The organism is Streptomyces sp. NPDC046866 (assembly GCF_040704625.1).
Classification (GTDB): Bacteria; Actinomycetota; Actinomycetes; order Streptomycetales; family Streptomycetaceae; genus Streptomyces.
Window position 1 is genome coordinate 39874 of the sequence record NZ_JBEYXN010000028.1, and the last position, 20433, is coordinate 60306.

22 protein-coding genes and 2 pseudogenes are annotated in these 20433 nt (G+C 72.8%); 4 read left to right on the top strand and 20 right to left on the bottom strand.

Annotated features, from left to right (window positions below):
* Positions 1 to 25: 25 nt before the first annotated feature.
* Both AB0953_RS30115 and AB0953_RS30120 read right to left on the bottom strand, forming a co-directional pair.
* Positions 26 to 1372 carry a DUF4190 domain-containing protein gene (locus tag AB0953_RS30115; protein ID WP_366862731.1) on the bottom strand — a complete coding sequence of 449 codons (1347 nt, stop codon included), beginning with the start codon at positions 1370 to 1372 and terminating at the stop codon, positions 26 to 28.
* A gap of 157 nt (positions 1373 to 1529) precedes the next feature.
* Positions 1530 to 2408, bottom strand: coding sequence for an AraC family transcriptional regulator (locus tag AB0953_RS30120; RefSeq protein ID WP_366862732.1), 879 nt, complete (start codon positions 2406 to 2408; stop codon positions 1530 to 1532).
* A 139-nt stretch (positions 2409 to 2547) separates the two neighbouring features.
* On the opposite strand from AB0953_RS30120, the pseudogene AB0953_RS30125 reads away from it, so the two are divergent.
* Together AB0953_RS30125 and AB0953_RS30130 are read left to right on the top strand one after the other, a co-directional pair.
* Positions 2548 to 3045: pseudogene (locus AB0953_RS30125) on the top strand (DUF998 domain-containing protein); the annotation flags it as partial.
* Positions 3042 to 3929, top strand: coding sequence for an alpha/beta hydrolase (locus tag AB0953_RS30130; RefSeq protein WP_366862733.1), 888 nt, complete (start codon positions 3042 to 3044; stop codon positions 3927 to 3929). The pseudogene AB0953_RS30125 and the gene AB0953_RS30130, both read left to right, overlap by 4 nt.
* A gap of 30 nt (positions 3930 to 3959) precedes the next feature.
* On the opposite strand, the gene AB0953_RS30135 is transcribed toward AB0953_RS30130, so the two are convergent.
* From AB0953_RS30135 to AB0953_RS30150, 4 genes are all read right to left on the bottom strand, one after another.
* Positions 3960 to 4379 (bottom strand): CBS domain-containing protein, encoded by a 420-nt coding sequence (locus AB0953_RS30135; protein ID WP_366862734.1) that lies wholly within the window; start codon positions 4377 to 4379, stop codon positions 3960 to 3962.
* 117 nt (positions 4380 to 4496) lie between these two features.
* Positions 4497 to 5264 (bottom strand): DUF305 domain-containing protein, encoded by a 768-nt coding sequence (locus tag AB0953_RS30140; RefSeq protein WP_366862735.1) that lies wholly within the window; start codon positions 5262 to 5264, stop codon positions 4497 to 4499.
* On the bottom strand, positions 5261 to 5926 hold the full coding sequence (locus AB0953_RS30145) for a DUF3105 domain-containing protein (protein WP_366862736.1): 666 nt from the start codon (positions 5924 to 5926) through the stop codon (positions 5261 to 5263). The genes AB0953_RS30140 and AB0953_RS30145 overlap by 4 nt, the downstream gene beginning before the upstream one ends.
* Positions 5927 to 6012: 86 nt before the next feature.
* The gene (locus AB0953_RS30150; protein ID WP_366862737.1) at positions 6013 to 6426 is read right to left on the bottom strand and encodes a hypothetical protein; all 414 of its coding nucleotides are present in this window, start codon (positions 6424 to 6426) and stop codon (positions 6013 to 6015) included.
* Between the two features lie 216 nt (positions 6427 to 6642).
* Here AB0953_RS30150 and AB0953_RS30155 point away from each other — a divergent pair, with 216 nt between their 5' ends.
* Complete coding sequence (locus AB0953_RS30155) at positions 6643 to 8004, top strand: glutamine synthetase family protein (RefSeq protein WP_366862738.1); 1362 nt, start codon at positions 6643 to 6645, stop codon at positions 8002 to 8004.
* Between the two features lie 75 nt (positions 8005 to 8079).
* Here AB0953_RS30155 and AB0953_RS30160 read toward each other — a convergent pair.
* From AB0953_RS30160 to AB0953_RS30180, 5 genes and pseudogenes are all read right to left on the bottom strand, one after another.
* Positions 8080 to 9344, bottom strand: a pseudogene (locus AB0953_RS30160) (site-specific integrase).
* A gap of 70 nt (positions 9345 to 9414) precedes the next feature.
* Positions 9415 to 9651, bottom strand: a complete 237-nt coding sequence (locus AB0953_RS30165; RefSeq protein WP_366862739.1) for a helix-turn-helix domain-containing protein — start codon at positions 9649 to 9651, stop codon at positions 9415 to 9417.
* 446 nt (positions 9652 to 10097) lie between these two features.
* Positions 10098 to 11573, bottom strand: coding sequence for an ATP-binding protein (locus AB0953_RS30170; protein WP_366862740.1), 1476 nt, complete (start codon positions 11571 to 11573; stop codon positions 10098 to 10100).
* A 2-nt stretch (positions 11574 to 11575) separates the two neighbouring features.
* Positions 11576 to 12424 (bottom strand): bifunctional DNA primase/polymerase, encoded by an 849-nt coding sequence (locus AB0953_RS30175; RefSeq protein WP_366862741.1) that lies wholly within the window; start codon positions 12422 to 12424, stop codon positions 11576 to 11578.
* Positions 12421 to 13071, bottom strand: a complete 651-nt coding sequence (locus AB0953_RS30180; RefSeq protein WP_366862742.1) for a DNA cytosine methyltransferase — start codon at positions 13069 to 13071, stop codon at positions 12421 to 12423. Before AB0953_RS30180 ends, AB0953_RS30175 begins: the two co-directional genes overlap by 4 nt.
* 160 nt (positions 13072 to 13231) lie before the next feature.
* Here AB0953_RS30180 and AB0953_RS30185 point away from each other — a divergent pair, with 160 nt between their 5' ends.
* On the top strand, positions 13232 to 14224 hold the full coding sequence (locus AB0953_RS30185; protein ID WP_366862743.1) for an HNH endonuclease: 993 nt from the start codon (positions 13232 to 13234) through the stop codon (positions 14222 to 14224).
* Positions 14225 to 14325: 101 nt separating this feature from the next.
* On the opposite strand, the gene AB0953_RS30190 is transcribed toward AB0953_RS30185, so the two are convergent.
* From AB0953_RS30190 to AB0953_RS30230, 9 genes are all read right to left on the bottom strand, one after another.
* A complete protein-coding gene (locus tag AB0953_RS30190; RefSeq protein WP_366862744.1) occupies positions 14326 to 14496 on the bottom strand; it encodes a hypothetical protein in 171 nt (56 codons plus the stop codon).
* 13 nt (positions 14497 to 14509) lie between these two features.
* The gene (locus AB0953_RS30195) at positions 14510 to 14917 is read right to left on the bottom strand and encodes a hypothetical protein (protein WP_366862778.1); all 408 of its coding nucleotides are present in this window, start codon (positions 14915 to 14917) and stop codon (positions 14510 to 14512) included.
* A gap of 242 nt (positions 14918 to 15159) precedes the next feature.
* Positions 15160 to 17214, bottom strand: coding sequence for a plasmid transfer protein TraB (gene traB / locus AB0953_RS30200; protein WP_366862745.1), 2055 nt, complete (start codon positions 17212 to 17214; stop codon positions 15160 to 15162).
* A gap of 9 nt (positions 17215 to 17223) precedes the next feature.
* The gene (gene traA, locus AB0953_RS30205; RefSeq protein ID WP_366862746.1) at positions 17224 to 17829 is read right to left on the bottom strand and encodes a plasmid transfer protein TraA; all 606 of its coding nucleotides are present in this window, start codon (positions 17827 to 17829) and stop codon (positions 17224 to 17226) included.
* Entirely contained in the window at positions 17829 to 18332 is a 504-nt protein-coding gene (locus AB0953_RS30210) for a hypothetical protein (RefSeq protein ID WP_366862747.1), read from the bottom strand. Before AB0953_RS30210 ends, traA begins: the two co-directional genes overlap by 1 nt.
* A 29-nt stretch (positions 18333 to 18361) precedes the next feature.
* The gene (locus tag AB0953_RS30215) at positions 18362 to 18703 is read right to left on the bottom strand and encodes an RRQRL motif-containing zinc-binding protein (protein WP_366862748.1); all 342 of its coding nucleotides are present in this window, start codon (positions 18701 to 18703) and stop codon (positions 18362 to 18364) included.
* Positions 18700 to 19767, bottom strand: a complete 1068-nt coding sequence (locus tag AB0953_RS30220; RefSeq protein WP_366862749.1) for a hypothetical protein — start codon at positions 19765 to 19767, stop codon at positions 18700 to 18702. The genes AB0953_RS30215 and AB0953_RS30220 overlap by 4 nt, the downstream gene beginning before the upstream one ends.
* Positions 19764 to 20036, bottom strand: coding sequence for a DUF6303 family protein (locus AB0953_RS30225; RefSeq protein WP_366862750.1), 273 nt, complete (start codon positions 20034 to 20036; stop codon positions 19764 to 19766). The genes AB0953_RS30220 and AB0953_RS30225 overlap by 4 nt, the downstream gene beginning before the upstream one ends.
* Positions 20036 to 20299 (bottom strand): DUF6284 family protein, encoded by a 264-nt coding sequence (locus tag AB0953_RS30230; RefSeq protein ID WP_366862751.1) that lies wholly within the window; start codon positions 20297 to 20299, stop codon positions 20036 to 20038. Before AB0953_RS30230 ends, AB0953_RS30225 begins: the two co-directional genes overlap by 1 nt.
* Positions 20300 to 20433: the final 134 nt, after the last annotated feature.

A 20433-nucleotide genomic window follows, 5' to 3' on the forward strand; every position in this document is an offset into this window, starting at 1 on the left:
TGTCCTGGGCCCCGGCCGGGTGGGGTCAGCCGATCGGGCCGGTGAACTTCGCGCTGGGCATCAGCGTTCCGGGGGAGATGTCGGCGCTGAGGGAGGCGGTGCCCTCGGGGACCTCGTACGCGACGACACCGCTCGCGGACTGGCCCGGCAGGATGTCGCCCTTGATCATGTTGGGTACCTCGCCGTCGAAGACCAGCTTGGCGGTCATGCCCTTGTCGTCGCGGACGTTGGGCATGGCGTAGATGACGTGGTGGGTCTCCGCCGAGTCGTTGGTGATGGTGAGCGTCATCTCCACCGCGTTGCCGACCTTGGCGTACTTGTTCTTCGTCCGGTACTGCTTGGGCGCCGACAGGGACACCTTGATGCCGTTGGGGTAGGCGTACGTCTGGCCGAAGGGGAGCGGCGAGGTGATGCCCGGCTCCTTGGAGGGGGTGGGCGCCGGCTTCGTCGGCCGCGGCGGCCTGGTCGGCCAGGGGGTGGCGGGGTGGAAGTCGTCGTCGAAGTCGTCGTCGAGGTCGGGGTCGCCGCCGGGGTCCGGCCAGTCGTGGTCGATCCGCTCGTCGACGCGCTCGCGGGCCTTGTCGACGACGACACCGGTGAGGAAGAAGCCGCCGACCGAGGCGCCGAGGGCGAGCACGCCGAGGACGGTGCCGGTGACGGCCATCGCCTTGCGGCCGAACCCGGCCGAGGCACGGTTGATCCCGCCGATGCCGAGGCCGACGGCGATCACGCCGAGGAGGCCGCCGGCCCAGAAGAAGAACGGCATCGGGCCGAAGAGCAGGCCGAAGATCCCGACGATCAGCGCGGCGACGGCCAGGCCGTTGGCGGCGGGAGCGGGCCGGCCCCACAGATGGCCCGGGCCGGCGCCGTAGCCCGGCTGGGCGGCCCACGGATTGCCGGGCGGGGGCACGGCCCCGCCGCCGTACCCGCCGGCGGCTGCGGGGGCGGGACCCGGGGTGACGGGGGTGAAGCCGAGGGGGGCGGTGGGCGGCGCGGCGGCGGGATCGGGGGCGGCGAAGGGATTGGCCGGCGGGGCGGGGGCCGCTGCGGGCGCGGCGAACGGGTCGGCCGGCGGGGCGGGGGCCGCTGCGGGGGCCGCCTGGGGCTCGGGCTGGGGCTCCGGGGCCTTGTCGAACGACACCGGCCCGGCGGCGGGCGCGGCGGGGGACGGCTCGGAGTCGGGCTGCGACTCGGGTTCGGGCCGGGGTGCGGGTTCGGGCTCCGGCTCGGGCTGCGGTTCCGGCTCGGGCTGCGGTTCCGGGGCCTTGTCGAACGACACCGGCCGGCCCGCCGGGGCCGCCTCCGGCTCGGGTGCGGGGATGCCCTCGGGCTCCGTGGGAGTGCCGGGCTGGTCCGGCGGCGGCGTACTCATGCTGGCGGCTGTGTCCTCGTATGCGTGCGGCAGTCGGATGATCAGGTGGTCAGCCTGCCATGGGCATGAGAACCGGCCAAAAGTCTTTTGCCCCCGGGCAGGAGCGGATGCCGCGGGGGGTGTGGTGCCCGGCCGGCACCACACCCCCCGGGACCGGTCAGACCGGCATCCGCTCCACCGGGATCCACAGCTGGGCGGCCGCCTCCGTCCAGTCCGCCGACGGCAGGGTGCGCAGGATCTCCGGCCCCGGCCGGGAGGCGTACGGGTTGGAGGGGAACCACTGGGTGAAGACGTCCCGCCACAGGTTCTGGAGCGTCTGCGGGAACGGGCCGCTGCTCTCGAAGACGGCCCAGGTCCCGGCCGGTACGTCCTGCACGTCCAGGCCCTCGAACTCCTCCTCGGCCCGCTCCGCGCCGGTCACGACCGCGTGGTGGTAGTCCACCTCGGTGCCCTCCACCCGCTTGTCGCCGAGGACCTCCGTCACGGAGACGATCCCGGCGGGCTCCCGGTCGGACAGTGCGGTGATCCGCTGCACCGTCTCCGGCGCGAGTCCCTTGATGAACTCGGCTATGGCAGGATTCACGCCCTCGTGGACCAGCGGCACGCGCGCCTTCTTCCCGACGATGCGGAAAGCCTCCTTCTCCACGATTCGGTACTCCATGGCGGTACTCCCTTCGACGATGAGGCGGAAGGACATCCGGGGCTGCGAGCGCAGGACCGCACCGGTGCGACGGGCCTCGCCCGGGCCGATGCCGTGCACGGCCCGGAACGCGCGCCCGAAGGCCTCCGCGGACGTGTAGCCGTGCCGCACCGCGACGTCGAGCAGCGTGCGCTCGCCGGCCAGTACCTCGGCGCCGGCGACGGTCAGCCGCCTGCGCCGCACGTACTCCGACAGCGGGAGCCCGGCCAGCGCCGAGAACAGCCGCCGGAAGTGGTACTCCGAGGTCATCGCGATCCGGGCCAGCTCGGCGGCGTCGACCGTGCCGTCGAGATGGTCCTCGATGTGGTCCATGGCCCGGTTCAGGTGCTCCAGCAACCCGGCCTCCTTCCCTTTTCGATCACCAACGTAGGGAGGGACCACCCTGCCCGACCCGACATCCTGTGCCCGGTCCGGTCGGGTGCGGCCGGTGGCCGGACGCGGCCGGGCGACCGGATGCGGCCCGGTGCACGACCGACTCGTCCTCGCGGGCGGGCTGCCGGCCCTGCTCCGGGCGGCCCGGCACCCCGGCTCCCGCCGCCCCTGGTCCGTCCTCGGCTGGGCCGGCATCACCCTCCTCGGCGCGGCCACCGCCGCCGACGCCTGGCTGCCGCTGAGCTGCACCCCCACCGCGGACCCGGTGTGCGCCGCCCGGGAGACCGCCGGCCTGGTCCCGGCCACGCACCAGGCCCACGCCGTCAGCAGCAGCCTCGCCATGACCGGCGCCCTCGTCGGGATCGTCGCCCTCACCACCGCTGCGCGCCGCTACCGCAGGCACGCCCCGCTCGCCCGCCACGGCCCCGCCCTCGTCGCCCTCGAACTCCTCGCCACCGCTTGGACCCTGACCGCCATCGCCCTGTTCACCGCCGGGCGCGGCACCTGGGCCATGGGGGCCGGGCAGCGGCTCCAGGTACTGCTCGTGGCCCTGTGGCTGGGCCTGCTGGCGCATGCGGTCCGTCGGGAGCGCCGTACGTGAGCGGCCCCGGCTCCTTCGTCCGGGTGGACCGGGTCCCGCTGCACGTGGTCGTCGAGGGCAGCGGGCCGCCCGTCGTGCTGAGTGCCGGGCTGGCCATGGCCTGGTTCGACTGGGACGCGGTCGCCGCGCTGCTGGTGGCCGCGGGCCGCACCGCCATCCGGTTCGACCGCCCCGGGCACGGCCTCAGCGGTCCGGCCGCGGACCCGCCGACCGCCGCCGGGGAGGCCCGCAGGATCGCCGGGCTGCTGGACGCGCTGGGCTGCCCGGGGCCCGTCACCGTGGTCGGGCATTCGGTCGCCGCGTTCCACGTCGAGGCCTTCGCCCGCCTGTACCCGGAGCGCACCGCCGCCCTCGTCCTGGTCGACGGCAGTGTGGAGGACGCCCCCCGTACGGTCCTGCCCGCCGCGCTGCGCACCGGCGCCGCCCGTGCCCTCGGCCGGGCCCTGACCGCCGCCGGGCTGCCGGCCGCCCTGGGGCCGCGGGCGCGGCGCGCCGCCGTACGGGCCTCCCGCGCCGGCGGCGGGGATCCGGCCCCGCGGGACCTCGTACGCCGCTGCTACCGCACCGGCCGGGTCTGGCGCGGCGCCCTGCTGGAGAACTCCCGCTACCCGGACACCGCCGCCGAGCTGCTCGCCCTGCGCGCCCGGCGCCCGCTGACCGCCCCCACCACGGTCCTGGCGGCCCACGACGGCTCGACCCGCCCCGCGTCGCTGCGCTGGCCGGCCCGCCAGCGCATCCTGGCCGCCACCCTCGCAGCCCGCTTCGCCACGGCGTCCCCCGCAGGCCACCTCGCCATGCTGGACGCCCCCGCCCAGGTGGCCGAAGCCATCCTGACCGCCCTGCGGGACCCGCGGCTCCCGGCCTCCCCGCGCCGTGAGCCATGACCGGATCACCGCGTCGGGCGGCGCCGGGGCTCAGTGCTTGGCGTAGACCCGCTCCACGAAGCCCGCGAGCTGGTCCTCCGAGAGGTGCTGGGCCAGGTCGGCCTCGCTGATCATGCCGACCAGCCTCTTGTCCTGGATCACCGGGAGCCGCTTGATCCGGTGGCTCTCCATCTCCTCGAGGACGTCGGAGACGTCGGCGCCCGCGTCGATCCAGCGCGGGGTGCCCTCGCACAGGTCGCCGCAGGTCACCCTGGACGGGTCCATGCCCTTGGCCACGCACTTGATGACGATGTCGCGGTCGGTGACGATGCCGCACAGCCTTTCGTCGGCATCGCTGACGGGAAGGGCGCCCACGCCGAGCCGGCTCATCAGCTCGGCTGCCCGGTCCAGGGTCTCGGTGGCGGGGATCCACTGCGCCCCGGCGTGCATGATGTCCGCCGCTGTGGTCATTGCGTACCTCCTGGCGTGCGTTGCGGCCGGGCGCGGTCGCGCCCGCTGCGGCGCCCCGGGAGGCCGATGGGGGAGGGCCGTCAGGGCACCCTCCCCCCACCGTACGGGCGGACCCCGTCACCCGCGCGGCGCAGCCCCCCGCTGTCGCAGCAGGTCCGCCATCAGCACGAGCTCCGACTGCTGGGCCTCGACCATGCCCTGCGCGAGCGCCCGCTCGGACGGGGTCCGGCACAGCTCCGCGCAGCCCTTGGCCATCGCGACGCCGCCCTTGTGGTGGTCGGTCATCAGCTGGAGGAAGAGCACCTCGGCGTCCCGGCCCTCGGCGGTGCCGAGCGCGGTGAGCTCCTCCTTGGTGGCCATGCCGGGCATCAGCGCCCCGGGCTTGGCGGCCACGCCGCCCATGTCGTGGCCGGAGTGGTCGCCGTGCCCGGAGTGGTCGCCGTGGCCGGCGTGGCTGCCGCCCGTGGTGCCGCCCCCGCCCGTGGCGCTGCCCCCGGCCGGCGCCATCCAGGCCATCGGCGGCCGGTCGGCCACCACCTTGGGCAGCCCCCACAGGTCCAGCCAGCCCAGCAGCATGCCCCGCTGGTTGGCCTGGGTGTTGGCGATGTCGTACGCGAGGGTGCGCACCGCCTCGTCCTGTGTGCGGTCGCGCACCACGAACGCCATCTCCACGGCCTGCTGGTGGTGCACCGCCATGTCCCGGGCGAAGCCCGCGTCCGGGGAGTCCTGCGCGGGCGTGCGGGCCGGCGTTGCGGCGGAGCCGTCCCCTCCGCTCGCGGCGGCCACCGTGGCCGCCACCGCGAAGAGCAGCGCGAGCAGCACCGCCGTACCGGCCGCCCAGTACGCCGTGCGCCGGGCCGGGCGGCCCGCCTCGCTCCCGCTCACTTGCCGGCCAGCCCGTTGGTGCAGGCCGCGCCCGGCTCGGGGGTCTGGGGGCCCTGCACGTACTTGGTGAAGAACTGCTTCACCCGCGGGTCGGCGGCGCTGTCCACCGTCACCTGCTTGCCCCAGGCGCTGAGCGTGATCGTGCCGCTCTGCTCCTTGACCGGGCTCATCAGCGTGTACGGCGTCTTCGACACCCGGTCGGCCAGCTGGTCGATGTCGGCCTGGGGCGCCTTCTCGTTGTACGTCACCCAGACCGCGCCGTGCTCCAGCGAGTGGACGGCGTTCACCTGGGGGACCGGGTTCTTGTAGACGTCGCCGTTGCAGTTCATCCAGCGCGGGTGGTGGTCGCCGCCGACCGGCGGGTTCATCGGGTAGCTCACCGGGGTCTCGACGTGGTTGCGGCCCAGCGTCTTCGGGTCCCAGCTCTGCTCCTCGGCCACCGGGGCGGTGCGGGCGGTCTCGGCGGCCTTCGCCGCGGCCTCGTCCTTGTTCTTCCGGTCGATCAGCACCCACGCGCCGAAGCCGACGAGGCCCGCGACGACGGCCGCCGAGACCGTGATCGCCACGGCCTTGTTGCGCCGCTCGCGGGAGCGTTCGGCCCGGCGCATCTCGGCTATGCGCGCCTGGCGGGTGTTCCTGTCGGTGGGGGTCGTGCCGGCCATGTGCCCTGTTCCTTCTGCTGAGGGGGGTGGAGGTGGATCCGGAGGGCGCGCCCGGACGCCGCCGGAGCGGCTGCGCGCCGGACCCCTCAGCTCCGCAGCACCTGCAGGGCGTGGAGGTCGGGGGCGCGGGCGGGCGCGTCGTCAGGCCGGAGCCGGCCTGCGCCGTCGGCGGGGCGCGCGACGGGGCCTCCGGCGGCGGCCGTCACGGGCAAGGCGGGCGGCGGGGCGGGCAGGACACCCGGGGTGACGTGCGAAAAGGGGGAGCAGCCGGGCAGCTCGCCGGGGGCGGCGCACACGGCGTGCGGCCCGCTCGGCAGGGCCGGCCGGGCCGGCCCAGCGGCCCGGGTCTGACCGGGACCATGCTCGACGGCCCGGCCCCCGAGCTTCCCCCGTACGGCCGCCGCCACGGAGTGCGGCTCACCCGGCCGTACGCACAGCAGCAGCGCCCCCAGCAGGACGGAGAGGGCGAGGACCAGCGCCGGCGCGGCACGCCGAGGCACGTGACGCCCGATGCGCCCGTGCCCCCTGTGCTCCCGGCCCCCCATGGCCGCCGATGGTAGTGCTCATGACGGGTCCCAGGTCAGTGCGGGGGTGCCGTGATCTTTCCGGGGTGCGTAATGTGGCGGAAACCACGGCTGGCGATACTGGGCGCCCCGACCGCGCGCCCTCCCCGGGGGCAGTGGTGCACAGGCCGTCTGAACTGCGAGGATGAAGGCATGGACAAGCAGCAGGAATTCGTCCTCCGGACGCTCGAGGAGCGCGACATCCGCTTCGTGCGCCTGTGGTTCACCGACGTGCTGGGCTTCCTCAAGTCCGTCGCCGTCGCCCCCGCAGAGCTGGAGCAGGCCTTCGACGAGGGCATCGGCTTCGACGGCTCGGCCATCGAGGGCTTCGCACGGGTCTACGAGTCCGACATGATCGCCAAGCCGGACCCGGGCACCTTCCAGATACTGCCGTGGCGCGCCGAGGCCCCGGGGACCGCCCGCATGTTCTGCGACATCCTGATGCCGGACGGCTCGCCCTCCTTCGCCGACCCCCGCTTCGTGCTCAAGCGCATCCTCGCCAAGACCTCGGACCTGGGCTTCACCTTCTACACCCACCCGGAGATCGAGTTCTTCCTGCTGAAGGACAAGCCGCTGGACGGCTCCCGCCCCATCCCGGCGGACAACTCCGGCTACTTCGACCACACCCCGCAGAACGTCGGCATGGACTTCCGCCGCCAGGCGATCACCATGCTCGAATCCATGGGGATCTCCGTGGAGTTCAGCCACCACGAGGGCGCCCCCGGCCAGCAGGAGATCGACCTGCGCTACGCCGACGCGCTCTCCACGGCCGACAACATCATGACCTTCCGCCTGGTCATGAAGCAGGTCGCGCTGGAGCAGGGCGTCCAGGCCACGTTCATGCCCAAGCCCTTCTCGGAGTACCCGGGCTCCGGCATGCACACCCACCTCTCCCTCTTCGAGGGCGACCGCAACGCGTTCTACGAGTCCGGCGCCGAGTACCAGCTCTCGAAGGTCGGCCGGTCCTTCATCGCAGGCCTGCTGAAGCACGCGGCCGAGACCTCCGCGGTCACCAACCAGTGGGTCAACTCGTACAAGCGCATCTGGGGCGGCTCGGCCCGCACCGCCGGCTCCGGCGGCGAGGCCCCCTCGTACATCTGCTGGGGCCACAACAACCGCTCGGCGCTGATCCGCGTCCCGATGTACAAGCCGGGCAAGATGGGCTCGTCCCGCATCGAGGTCCGCTCGATCGACTCCGGCGCCAACCCCTACCTGACGTACGCCGTGCTCCTCGCCGCCGGCCTGAAGGGCATCGAGGAGGGCTACGAGCTCCCGGCGGGCGCCGACGACGACGTGTGGGCCCTGTCCGACTCCGAACGCCGCGCCATGGGCATCGAACCCCTCCCGCAGAACCTCGGCGAGGCCATCTCCCTGATGGAGCGCAGCGAACTGGTCGCCGAAACCCTCGGCGAACACGTCTTCGACTTCTTCCTCCGCAACAAGAAGCAGGAGTGGGAGGAATACCGCTCGGAGGTCACGGCCTTCGAACTCCGCAAGAACCTTCCGGTCCTGTAACCCCAGGTCAACGGCGGTACCCCAGTCAAACGGCCCCCCGGGCCGGCGGCACTCAGCCGCCGGCCCGGACCCGTTTCACCCCTCCTGGGCCGTCTGTGGGCCGTCGGCCGTCGGATCGGCGGCCTTGTAGACCTCGTCTACGGCCCGCAGCGTGCGCTCGTGGCTGCTCGGCATCAGGTGCGTGTAGACGCGGAGTGTGAACCCGGGGTCGCCGTGGCCGAGGTACGTGCTCAGCGCCTTGATGTTCTCCCCGGAGTCCAGCAGGACGGACGCGTAGAAGTGGCGGAGGGCGTGCATCCCGTGCTCGCGCGCGGCCTGGTGACGCTCACCCGGCCGCGGCTCCGGGATGACGCCGGCTTGCACGAGGGCGAACTTCCATACCCGCGTATTGAAGTCGGTGCGCCGCACCGCGCCCCCGCCCGGGAGGGAGAACAGCAGCCGCTTGGTGACGAGTGGCCCGTCCGGCTTCAGCCAGGGCAGCGTCACGTCCACCGGCGGGAACTCCTCGCGGTGCTCCCGCAGCACCTGCCCGATGCGGCGGGGGAGCGGCACGTCCCGCTCTTTCTCCCGCTTGGGCGGACCGAAGACGAGGTGCCCGTTCGCCACCTTCACCTGATTGGCCACCCGCAGCCATTCACCGCGGAAGTCATCGGGGTCGTCCGGCAGGCCGAAGATCTCACCCTGCCGGAGCCCCAGACCCCCGCCGGCATCAGCCATCGCCCGATAGCGCTTCGGCAGCGCCGCCCGGACGGCGAAGAGCCGCTCGGGCGTCCACGGCCTGACCCGCGGAGCGACCGGAGCGGGCGCCCGGACCGTACGGGCCTTGCACGGGTTCTTCGCCAGCAACTCGTCATCCACCGCGGCGGCGAGTACGGCCGACACGCTCGCGAAGATGACGCGCCGGTACGAGGAGACCGGCAGGATCTGCTCCAGCTCGCTGAGCCAGTCACGGATGTGCTCCGGCCGGAACGAGTCGAGGGGCCGCGTGCCGAGGTACGGGAAGGCGTGCTTGCGGATCTGCACCTCGACGGACGACCGCGTGGTCACATCCGTCGTCAGCGACGCGAGCCACTTCTCTCCGTACTCCCGGAACGTGATCCGCCGGCGGCGGGGTCGATGTACTGCCCCCGGGACATGTCCGCCTCGATGTGGGCCAGCCACTGCTCGGCGAGCCGCTTCTGCCTGTCGGGGAAGCTCTTCGACTTCTCTGTGCCGTCCGGCCCGATGTACCGGGCGCGGTAGCGCATGCCGCTGCCGTAGCGGTCGGTCTTGATCCGACGGGGCTTGCCGTCGGGTCCCTGCTCAGTCTTGAACCACCGGTCTTGGATGTGGCCTGCCACGTATGGGCCTTTCTGGGCAAGCGCCGAGGGCGGGCCCAAGTGGGCCCGCCCTCGGCGGTGGTGTGGTGGGTTAGGCGGCTTGGCTGATGTCCTTGCGCTTCTGCTCGGCGATCCAGTCGTAGACGTCGGCGGGGTCGTAGCGGGTGTGCTTGCCGACGCGGAACCCGGGCGGACCGGTCCGCTTCTTGCGCCACTGGTAGAGGGTCTCCACCGGGACGTCGAGGATCTCGGCGACGTCGTCAGGGTTGAGGTAACGGTCGGGGAGTCCGCCGCGCAGGATGGCGCGGGGGGCACTCTCGGCGGGCATTGCTCCTCCGGCGGGTGTGTCCGAGGTCCGGATTTCTGCGTCATCGCGTCGTCTGTGTCACTTACTGGTCTGACCTGCGGTTTTCGGTGACGTAGTAGGTCGGCCGTGTGTCACCGGCCAGCGTCACCGTCACCCCTCGACGCCAGGCCGGTGACGCGGGTGACGCGTGGTGACGCAGCCGTTGGCCGTCTGCGTCACCGGTGTAGCCGCAGGCCACGGGCCGTTTGGAGCCCGGTGGTGACACGGGTGACGCAGCGTCTCTTCTCTTAGGAAAAGAGAGGGTGGTGTCTGTTGTGGTGGAGTGCGCCTTCAAGCGCGAAGAAGGAGCCGCCACGGCGGCACATTCTTTGCAGCGGCGGCAAGCCGCCGGAACAGCAAGAGGAGCACGCCCCGCGTAGGCGGCGGGTGCTCCTCTTGCTTGTGCCAGCCGGTCGCGATGGAGCCGCTTAGAACGCGGCCTCCTGCTGTCCGGGCGGGGAGGCGGCCGGGCGGTTCATCTCGATGTAGCGGGCGGTTTTGGTGCGCCCCCAGTCGACGAGGACGCCGCGGGCGGCGAGGGTGGGCTGGAGGCGCTTGAGGCGGTCGGAGAGGACTTTGCCGGTGGTGGGCCACCCCTTGGGCAGGGCACGGAAGTCGTCTCCGGTGTAGAGCTGGGTGAGGGCGTGCAGCCACTCGGTGGACGTCATCCGCGCTTCGGCGCCCAGGTCGAGGCCGGCGGCGTGCTTGAGGACGGTCTGGGCGAGGAGGTCGCCCTCGATGACGTCGTCGTTGAGGTCGTCGAGGCTGGCTCGGTAGGCGTTCAGCGCGCCGAGGCCAGCGGCAGCGTCGAGCTGGGCGCAGAGGTGCGCGAAGTCGGCCATGCGTAGGTCGGTGGGAGTCTCGGCTTCGGTGGCCCGCACTTTCACGGTGAGGTCGAGCAGTGAGCCGAGGATGATGGGCAGGACCTGTGCGTACTCCGCCCACAGCTCCGCTTCCGTGCGCCGAACCCGGGGTCGCACCAGGCGGAGAGGCAGGAGGCGTTCGGCGAGGTCGGGGCGGATGACGCCGACGTCGATGCCGGTCAGCAGGAGCGGGCGGCGGTAGCGGGAGCGGACGACGTCTCCGTCGGTGAACAGGGCGCGTTTGAGGCTCTCGGCGCCGGTGACGATGCAGCACATCAGGTCGGACAGGTCCGGGGGCAGGTGGGAGAGGTTGTCCAGGGCGGTGACCCATCCGGCGGCGACGGCCGTGATCAGGTTCTCCTCGTCTTTCGGGGCCCGGCGCAGGTCACCGGTCATGCCCTCGATGATCCGCACGAGCATGCGGCCGCCGGTGGACTTGCCGGCGCCTTGGGGGCCGGTGAGGAACGGGGCGGGGACGGGCACGGACGGTTCCAGGCAGCCGATCAGCCACGCCACGGCCAGGCACTCGCTCTCGGCGTTGGCGAAGTTGCACAGCCGCAGCAGGGCGTCGATGCCCTTGCCGTCGGTGTCCTTCTCGGGGATGGGCAGTTCGCCGGTGAGCTGGGTGCGCCGCCAGCACACCTCGCGCGGGTCGGGGATTCGGATCTCCCACCCGGTGGCGTGGATGCGGACGGATCGGCCGTCGTCGCGGCCCAGGTCGAGCCACGTCGCGCCGTCGAAGCCCGGGGCCACCCGGATGTGGGTGGCCTGTACGTCCTGGCTGAGCGCGAGTGCTTCGATCAAGTCCAACGCCTCCTTGAGGGCGGTTCCGTTGAACACGCCGTGCCCGTCGTTGAAGAGCCCGACCATGAGTTCCTGCCGGTGGCTGCCGGTCGTGCCCTGAGAGCGGATCGGGCGGGCCACGGGGTGGCCGTTCTTCTGCGCGTACACGGTGCCTTCGGTGGTGCGGAAGTACCGGAAATGCGCCTGCGCGTAGTCGGTGATGATCTCGCGGGCCGGAGTCTTCTCTTCCTCGGGCATGGCTACATCCCCAGCTTCGCTCGGGCGTTGTCCCAGGCGGCCTCGCAGTGCCGCAGGGACTCGCCCTTCCCGTGCGCGGCGGTGAACAGCCGACCGATGTGCTTGTCGGTAAGGCAGCCGCACCGACCGTGGGCGGACAGCACGGCGAGGAACGTCCGGTACACAGTGGTGTGGATGACGCTGTCGGCTTCGGTGATGCGCTGCTCCGCCATCGCGATCCCGCGCTCCAGGTAGGCGGGCGAGCGGTGCGGGCACTCCCCGCCGCCAGTCAACGCCGGCACGGAGACGGAGACGGGCGCCGGCCGGATCACGATGGGCTCTTTCATGGCGAGCGCCCGCACGACCGCGGGCAACGCCGCCATGCCCCCGGTACCGGGACCGCGCCACCGCGCGTAGGTCATGGTCGATTTGATGTCCACGCCGGGCCGAACCCCGTTGGCGGACTGCATCGCGCCCCGGTAGATCCAGTGCTGGCCCCGGGTGGTCGCCACGACCTTGGTCGTGGGGAGTTCCTGGCGGGCCCACTCGACCGCGTCGGCGTTGTCGAGGTCCACGACGGTGAGTCCGGCGCCGCCGGGGTGGTAGGCGACGGCCTGAGCCTGCCGCCAGGCTCCCGCCCACGCGGAGGAGGTGAGAACGTTCGGGTCGGTGGTGGCGGCGCCCCAGGCGTGGCAGGGAGCGGGGCACTGGCACGGGCCGGCGGCCTTCATGTGGGGCCGGTCCCCGCAGAGACTGCCCGAACAGGCGGGGCAGTTCCCAAAGGGCAGCTTGCCCTCCCTCAGGGGCAGGACCGGGAGGCCGATTCCAGCGAGCCAGAGCGCGGTTCGCAGGTGTTCGGTTGCGCGGTTCATGCGGCTGCCCTCGTCTCGTGGGTGAGGTACTGGGTGGCGATCCAGTGGCTGTAGGCCGGGGGGACGGCTTGGCGGGCCTCGACGTTGCTCATCCAGGTGCAGCCCATGGCATCCGCGTACGCGCGCTCGCCCTTGTGCTCGAAGGCGAGGAGGTTCCTGTGGTGCCAGCAGGGCGGCACCAGGTCCCCGCCCCCACCCCAGGAGGTCTCGAAGACCCGGTGGCGGCGGACCCGCAGACCGAACTGGGTCCCACACAGCAGGTAGTCGGGGCGCAGGGGTGCTTCGGGGACGTTCTCGATGACCCACGGCACCCCGGACGTCCGGAGAAGCTCGCGGCCGGGGGTGATGAGGTCGGGGTGGTCCTCGCGGATGCCCCGCCAGGCGGTGACGCGGGCGAAGCGCTGGCACGGCCAGGAGGCGTGCACCAGGTCGTAGGTGTGGATCTCACCGGTGGTGATGAGGTCGGTCAGGTACTGGAGGGCGTCGGCTTGGTGGAAGGTGAACGGGTAGTTGGGCTGGGGGCAGTTGTCGATGCCGGTGATGTCGAATCCGGCCTGGTGGTAGCCGGCCGACAGGCCGCCGGCGCCGCAGCACAGGTCCAGTAACCGGGGCTTGCGGCCTCGCCGGATGTCGGTGGGATGGGTCATGCTGGATGTCCTCCAGGTCTTCAGCGGATGTGGAGAGCAGGGCGGCCCCGGTCTTTGGCGAGAGGGGGCCGCCCTTGTCTGTGGTGGGGGGTAGGTTGACGGGTGATCGTGGATCTTGTTGCGGCCGCCGGTGACGGTGGTCGTGGGAGGGGGGCCTGTGATGGGTGCGTGGCTGGTGCTGGCGGTGGACGACGCCGACAGGACGCACGGCGGAAACGACGGTTACGACGACGAGCCGTCCCGCCACTACAGCTGGGACAGCACCGTCCCCAACCACGCCAACATCGCCGTCGGGGATGTGATCGCCCTGTGGGACAAGAAGTCCCTGCTCGGTGTGTCGGTCATCGAGGCGATCGACGTCGACCAGGCCGAGAAGGACACCTACGCCTGCCCGGCCTGCGGCCGGGCCAGCTTCAAGGCCCGCCGCACCAAGACCCCGACCTACCTGTGCTGGGACTGCAGGGCCGAGTTCGACACCCCGGTGGCGCACCGCAAGCAGGTCACCACCTACCGGTCCCGGCACGGGACCGGCTGGGTCGACATGCCCGGCCTGCTGACCGGCGCCCAGCTGCGCAGCCTGTGTGACTCACCGAAGTCCCAGCAGAGCCTGAGGCCCTTCGACTGGGACAGGATGCGGGCGGCGATCCTGGCCACCGGCCAGCCGACCAGCGTCGAGATCACCGACGCGGCCCGGCAGGCGGCCATCCCTGGCGGTCACAAGACCACCGTCGTCCGCGCCCGGGTGGGACAGGCCACCTTCCGGCGCCGCCTGCTCATCGACCACGGCCAGGTGTGTGCGTTCACCGGCCCCGCCCCGGCCGCCGCCCTGGAAGCCGCGCACCTGTACAGCTACGCGGCCGACGGACAGCACCATCCCGACGGGGGCCTGCTGCTACGCCGGGACCTCCACCGCCTGTTCGACCTGGGACTCATCGCGGTGAACCCGGCCTCGCTGACCCTGGACGTGTCCCCCCAGCTCGCCGGATTCACCGCCTACACCCAGCTGCACGGCCAAACAGTGCATGCAGCACTGACCAAGGGCCACCACGCCTGGCTGCAGGCGCACTGGAACCTCCACCGGCCGCCGGCGTACATTCGGCTCCCGCACCAAGCCCAAGGCCAGCCCGGTGCAGACCGCGCCGCTGCGACCTAATCGCCACATGCAGGTGCCCGTGACGCGAACGGAGCGGCCCGAGCAGGGTTCTCGGCGTGGTCTCGAACCACGGCGCCGTCGTGCGGGTATGGCACGGATCCTCAGTGGCGGGTGTGGTCGGTGGCCAGGGCGATCAGCCGCTCGGCATCCTCCGGGGTCATGGCGCGGTAGCGGATTCGCACCGTGCAGCCGGGCTGCGGGCAGCGGACGGTGTGCTTGCCCAGCAGCAGGGCGGCCGCGTCGCCGATGCGGGCGGGCACGGACTGGCTCATCAGGCGCTCTCCTTCAGCGGTGGTGGATGGTGCCGGTGGCGCGGCCGAACAGGCCGGTCGCGGTGACGTGCTGCGTGATGTGCGTCGTGGCGGTGGCCCGACCGCGGGTGCGGCCGACACAGGCCAAGCCGGCGCCGGCGGCGATGAGAGCAACGAGGGCCCAGAGGGCATCTGCCATGGCGATCAGTCCCGGGGCGGCGTAGGCGATTCCGATTCCGGCCGCGCCGATGCCCCCACCGACGGTCGGGGCCAGCAGCGCGGCGGTCTTCGCCCACCCCGGGACACCGCCCGCGGGGGCCGGTGCGGGGGCCGGTTCGGTGGGGGTGGGGTGGGTGTAGGCGAGGGTGCGGATGCCGTCGGGCAGGGTCACCAGCCGGATGTCCGCCCCGGCCGGTATCGCTGGGAGGAGCGGCCCCGGCATGGGGGTCGGGCCGGGGTGCCAGGTGATCGGTTCGGGGTGGTGGGTGATGGGTTCGTGGGGCATGTGCATGCCTCCCGGGTGTGGGTCGGGCCCGCGCCGAGTACGGGTGGCGCGGGCCTCGAGTGAGGTGTCAGGCGTCACTGTCAGGGGGTGTCAGACCGTGGGTGTCACGGGGTCTGACAGCGGGTTTGCCTAGGAGTTTGGGTGTCACGGGGGCCTGACGGTGTCAGGGGTGTCAGGCGTCAGGCGATCTTGAGGTTGGGGACGATCCGCCACCGGCCGGTGACCGAGGTCGGCTCCAGCCGGCCGTCCAGGGCCGCGTCCTTCAGACGGGCGGACACCCACGGGCGGGAGAGGTTGTGGCGGTCGCACCAGTCGATGAAGTCCTTCGGACCGACCACCATCCGCCCGGCCGCCTCGAAGTCGTCCAGCGCGTCCGCGAACAGCTCCCGCGCTTCCTCCGGGGACGGCTTGTGGCCCGGGGACTCCCACAGCGGCGTGTCGTCCCCCTCTTCCCCGCCGGGCAGCTCGGCCTCGGGGTCGATGCCGGCGTCCTCCGGATCCACGAGGAGCCCGGACGATTCCGCTTCCACCCTCACGTCCTCCTCCTGGTCGGGGGTGGCCGGGAGGGCCGGGGCGGCGCCGGGGGCGGTGCGGCCGGTGTAGTTCTGTCCGGCCACCGCGCGGGCCGCGCCGGCGGTGATCGGGTCCGCAGGCGCGCCGTGGGACTGCGCCCACCCGGCCAGGTCTTCGAGGGCCGGGGTGGCGGTGTGGGGGACGGCGAGGGTGCGGCCCGGGGACGGGTAGCGGTCCTCGGGGATGCCCGGGGAGACCACGTAGCAGTAGCCGGGCTTGCGGTTGCCCCAGGCGCCCGGGTGAGCGCCGGCGTCGATGACCGCCTCGGGGAGGGAGAACCCCTCGTCGCGGGGGTCGCAGCCGAGGGCGATCACGGACGGCAGGGACGCCCGGGTGGAGGTGGACATCTGGTCATACGAGGGACGCTGCAGGGACACGATCAGGGACACGCCGGCGGAGCGGGCCTCCTGGGCGATCCCGGTGAACGCGTCGTCGCCCATCAGCCGGAGCGTGTTGGCCGCCTCTTCCATCCACGTGACCAGGAACGGCATCCCCGCGCACCCGCACGGCCGCCCGTCCGGACGGCAGGTGTGGTCACGGCTGTTCTGCCGTTCCGCTGCCTCGGGGACCCACTGGCGGTAGCCGTGGGCGCCCAGCCAGCGGGTGCGGGCGGGGATGACGGCCTTGATGGCCTCCACCATGACCTCGGTGTCCGGCCCGCCCTCAGCCGCCCAGTCCATCCCCGGCAGCAGCGGGCGGAAGTCCTGGAACATCTTCGGGTCCGACACCCACAGCAGCACGTCCCGGCGGGAGAGGATCTCCGCCATGAGGTTCAGGGCCGTCTCGCCCTTGCCGGAGCCGGTTCCGCCCGCGATCAGGAGATGCGTGCTGTTGCGCTTGATCTCGAGGTCTCCGGGGAGCCAGAGCAGGAGCGGGGAGCCGTCGTCGTAGCGGCCGATGACCAGCGGTTCGGCGATGCTGCCGCCCAGGTCGGACGGGCCCGCCCACTCGGCGACATGCGCGAGCATGTCTTCGGGGACGATGACGAGTTCGCCGCGGCGGGCGGAGTCGGGGTCGGGCATGTAGCGGACGGCGGATTTGGGCAGGTCCAGGGCGGACGCGATCCGCGGGAGCACCTTCGCCACGTCGTCGTTGGTCTGCTCCCCGGCCTCCAGTGCCATCTTCGCCGTGACCCGGTTCGGCTCCACCGACGTGGCCCCGATCTGCGCTCGGGCCAGTCCGACCTTCTCCAGCAGGCCCTTGTCCGTGCTGCCGGCGGCCGTGCCGTCGACGTTGCGGCGCAGCACCATGCGGATGTTCCATGACAGGGCCAGCGCCGGGCCGCCCATCAGGTACAGGTCGGGCAGGGGCCCGGTGGCGGGGCCAGCGAGGCAGGCCCCGGTCAGCCACGCCGAGCCGGCGGCCACGGTGATGGCCGAGTGCATGCGGCGCTGTTGCCCGGTTGCCTTGCCGGCCCACCATGTGACCCCGGTCAGCGCGACCGAGGCCAGAGTCAGGCCGACGCCGGCGGCGGCGCTGCCCTGCCACTGCAGGCTGCCGAGGGCTCCGGCGATACCGACGCCTGCCGTGCACAGCCACGGCGGCAGGTGCGGCTTGGCACGGTGGAGGACGTACGCGCCGATGCCGGAGCCGTCGGAGGCGCCGCGGAGCTGGTCTTCGTACTGCTGCTCCGCGCGCTGGGTGCGTTCAGCGGTTGCCATCACTCCTCCTTAGAGCTGGCTCCAGTCCATGCGCGGCGCCGAGGGGCGGCGGGCGCGGTGGCGGACGCGGTTGATCTCTTCCTCGTACTCCTGCTGAAAGGCCGCGTACGTCGCGGCCGCGTTCTTCGCCGCGTCCCGCAGGGCGTCCGCGGCGCGCTGCATCTTCCGCGCCACCTTCGCCGCCCTAAACCGCGAACCGCCGATCCGGCCGTCGGGGTCCGGGACGGACACGAGAGTGGCCTTGAGGATCTCCGCGCCCATCGCGACCTCGATCGAGAGGGCGACGCCGGCGGCGCGGACGGCGTTGCAGTATTCGCGGACCTGGGCGGGGGAGGTGAACTCCGGCGCCGGGAGCAGGGAGCGGTTCCGACCCTGCCCGCCCCCGGCCACGGAGGTGCGGCGGCCCCCGCCGCCGTTGTTGCCGCGGCCGCCGCCGGCGTTGACGTTCAGGGTGAAGCCGGGCGAGAACGACTTGTTGAACGTCTTGCTCTGGGAGCCGTTCGCACCCGGCCGCGGCGTGGTCCGGGCCCGCTGCGTGCGAGCCTGCTGCCCGCCCGCGCTCTTCCATCCGGCGCCGTTCGCACCCCAGTTCATGCCCGACGTGGTGTTGGCCATCAACGGGTCTCCTTCTCGGTCACGGACGACAGGCGGCGGGCCACGAGCCAGCCCGTCTGGGAGATGAGCGTCAGCACGGCCCACGCGGTGAACAGGGCCGGGTGTGCCGGCCCGAACCCGACCGCCAGCGCGACCCACGCGCCGCCGGCCGCGGCGAACGCGGCGAGCAGGGCCCGCCAGACCACGGCCTGCCGGGAGGTGGGACGGCGGCGGAGCATGCCCCACGCCCACACACCGGCCGGGGCCAGGGCGAACACGGCCAAGGCCCACCCGATGCGCGGCTCGGTCACGTGGATGGCGCCGGTCAGGACCAGGAGGGCGGTGGCGAGGCCGGTGGGTGCCCAGGAACGGCGGTGCTTCCATGCCCACCGGCCAGCGGCCAGCGCGGCGCGGGTGATCAGCGGCTGGGGCTCGGGGCTGAGAACGAGGATGACCGGCTGGCCCCCACGCTGGCGGGGGATCCGCACGGTCGAAGCGGCCCGGGGCCGCGTACGGCGAGACACAGCAGAACTCCTTACGACGGTGGTGGGGTTCAGGCGGCGCACTGTTCGGAGTCGGGGAAGGCGCACCGCACGCACTCACCCAGCCGGGCGGGGATCACGTAGCCGGCGTCCCGCCCGCAGGTCGGGCAGGTGCGACGGGCCAGGTTCGCGGCGGCGAGTGCAGCCCACCGGGACGAGGTCATCGGCCGGACCGGCACCGCGTGGTCGACGCGGTACAGGAACGCGACGAGCGGCCCGCGTCGGCGGCGGGGGCGTTCGAGCTGGGCTGCGACGTCCTGGCCGCCAGGCCGAAGCCCGGCCGCACGAAGCTGCCGCCGCGTGGCCAACCCGTCCGGGGCGAGCCGCCACTGGTAGACCGGCAGGGTGCTCATGGGGTGCTCTCTTCCTGGGACATCAGGGCGCCCCAGGCCTTGCGGATGCGCTGCTCGCCGCCGACGAACCCGGCGTCACGGAAGGCCGTGACGGCCTGCCGGTAGGACAGCGGCGGGTCGGCCGAGTAGCGCAGGTGCCGCAGGACCACCACGAGCTGTGCGTCCGAGAGCGGCTCGGCCGGGCGGGGTGTGGGCACGCCCGCCACGGCCGCGATCTCGTCCAGCGTCACGGGCGTGACGCCTACCGCGGCGTTTTCCTTCTCGACCCCGGGTACCTGAGGGCTGACCTGCGTGTCTTCCGTGTCACGGGGCACCGTGACGACCTTGCCCTCGGTCCCCGGACGGGCGAGTGGCGCCGGCGTTTCGGGGGCGGGCGGTAGGGCGGGCGTCACGGACGGCGTGACGGCGTGACGCTCGGGTGTGACGGCCACGGCGAACATGTCGGCCAGCGCGACGTCCGCACCGGTGGTGACCCGCTCGCGCTGCACGTCCAGCAGACGGGTCCCGAGCGAGACATCGCCCGCGCCGACGTTCCGGGCCAGCCTCCACGACGTCCGCTCGGACGACTTGCGGATCCGCTTGTCGGGGTGGTTGGCGGCGCGCGCCCGGTGGAATGCCAGCGCCCGCACTACTGCGGCGGCGCGGTGCTCGGCCTCGGCGTCCCGGCCGTCGGTGTGGACCACGATCCGGCGAGCCAGGAACGCCATGCCCTCCGCGGACACGCACATGCCCATCGGCGTGACCGCGTAGATGACCATGGGGCCCGGTCCGTCCGCGGCCATGGCTGACATGACGGATGCGGCGGCTGGCAGCAGCCACAGCCCGGCCCGCACCACCAGAGGGGCAGCCTGCCCCAGCATGGTCAGCCCGAGCAGGACCAAGGCGAGAACGGCGGTGGCGCCCTCACCCGCGGCCACCGCGCCGAGCGCGGTCCCAGAGCCGTAGGCACCCTTGATGTTGGAGAACGTCCCCGCCCCGCCAGCGCCGCCGGTGGCGAGCATCGGCACGAACGCGGCGCCCAGCACGAACTTCTGCGGCCGGGTCAGGGCCCGGCCAGCGCTCACGCCGCACCCCCGATGGCCGGGACGACGTGCGTCACGGCGATCAGGAGCACGGGCGAGTCGGGGTTGCCGTACTGCTCGGCGTCCTCGACCCACGACCACTCAGGCGGGCCCGTGAACGCGAAGCCCAGGGCCTTCAGTGCCCGTGAACGCTCCGCAAGGGTGGGCACCGCGGTATCCGTGAAGGTGTGCGTCGGCCAGTAGGGCTGGCCGGGCTGGACCACGTACAGGCGCCAGGGGCCCGACCGGCAGACCATCTGCGCCCGCGCCATCACGCCACCTCGCCGGTGGTCGCGGGCGCCTTGTTCGCCGCGGCCCTGCGGGCCGCCAGCACGCGCCGGCGGGCCCGGCGGATCCGGCGACCGTTGAACTCCGACGCCGACCGGTCCAGCAGCGCGATCAGCGCGTCCAGCAACTCGACCTCGGCCAGCACCAGCGGCATCTCAGCCTCGACCGCGTCCAGCTCCGCGCCCGTCGGCTCCAGGTCCGGCGGCAGGGTGGTAACGGTGCTCCGAAGTGCAGCGATGGACTTCATTGGGTCTTGCTCCTCTCAGACAGGAACGGGCCCGAACCGCGGCTCCCGGCGTTGCACCGCCGGGAGCCGCACCGCGTTCGGTACGGCGTGATTCAGAACCTGGCCGGACGCGCCGGCCCCGGCTCCCCACCCCC

What these genes read in the sequence shown, in the direction of transcription:
- AB0953_RS30115 (WP_366862731.1), bottom strand. Translation starts at nt 1,372, where the DNA reads ATGAGTACGCCGCCGCCGGACCAGCCCGGCACTCCCACGGAGCCCGAG.
- AB0953_RS30135 (WP_366862734.1), bottom strand. Translation starts at nt 4,379, where the DNA reads ATGACCACAGCGGCGGACATCATGCACGCCGGGGCGCAGTGGATCCCC.
- AB0953_RS30145 (WP_366862736.1), bottom strand. Translation starts at nt 5,926, where the DNA reads ATGGCCGGCACGACCCCCACCGACAGGAACACCCGCCAGGCGCGCATA.
- AB0953_RS30155 (WP_366862738.1), top strand. Translation starts at nt 6,643, where the DNA reads ATGGACAAGCAGCAGGAATTCGTCCTCCGGACGCTCGAGGAGCGCGAC.
- AB0953_RS30165 (WP_366862739.1), bottom strand. Translation starts at nt 9,651, where the DNA reads ATGCCCGCCGAGAGTGCCCCCCGCGCCATCCTGCGCGGCGGACTCCCC.
- AB0953_RS30170 (WP_366862740.1), bottom strand. Translation starts at nt 11,573, where the DNA reads ATGCCCGAGGAAGAGAAGACTCCGGCCCGCGAGATCATCACCGACTAC.
- AB0953_RS30175 (WP_366862741.1), bottom strand. Translation starts at nt 12,424, where the DNA reads ATGAACCGCGCAACCGAACACCTGCGAACCGCGCTCTGGCTCGCTGGA.
- AB0953_RS30180 (WP_366862742.1), bottom strand. Translation starts at nt 13,071, where the DNA reads ATGACCCATCCCACCGACATCCGGCGAGGCCGCAAGCCCCGGTTACTG.
- AB0953_RS30185 (WP_366862743.1), top strand. Translation starts at nt 13,232, where the DNA reads ATGGGTGCGTGGCTGGTGCTGGCGGTGGACGACGCCGACAGGACGCAC.
- AB0953_RS30190 (WP_366862744.1), bottom strand. Translation starts at nt 14,496, where the DNA reads ATGAGCCAGTCCGTGCCCGCCCGCATCGGCGACGCGGCCGCCCTGCTG.
- AB0953_RS30195 (WP_366862778.1), bottom strand. Translation starts at nt 14,917, where the DNA reads ATGCCGGGGCCGCTCCTCCCAGCGATACCGGCCGGGGCGGACATCCGG.
- traB (WP_366862745.1), bottom strand. Translation starts at nt 17,214, where the DNA reads ATGGCAACCGCTGAACGCACCCAGCGCGCGGAGCAGCAGTACGAAGAC.
- traA (WP_366862746.1), bottom strand. Translation starts at nt 17,829, where the DNA reads ATGGCCAACACCACGTCGGGCATGAACTGGGGTGCGAACGGCGCCGGA.
- AB0953_RS30215 (WP_366862748.1), bottom strand. Translation starts at nt 18,703, where the DNA reads ATGAGCACCCTGCCGGTCTACCAGTGGCGGCTCGCCCCGGACGGGTTG.
- AB0953_RS30225 (WP_366862750.1), bottom strand. Translation starts at nt 20,036, where the DNA reads ATGGCGCGGGCGCAGATGGTCTGCCGGTCGGGCCCCTGGCGCCTGTAC.
- AB0953_RS30230 (WP_366862751.1), bottom strand. Translation starts at nt 20,299, where the DNA reads ATGAAGTCCATCGCTGCACTTCGGAGCACCGTTACCACCCTGCCGCCG.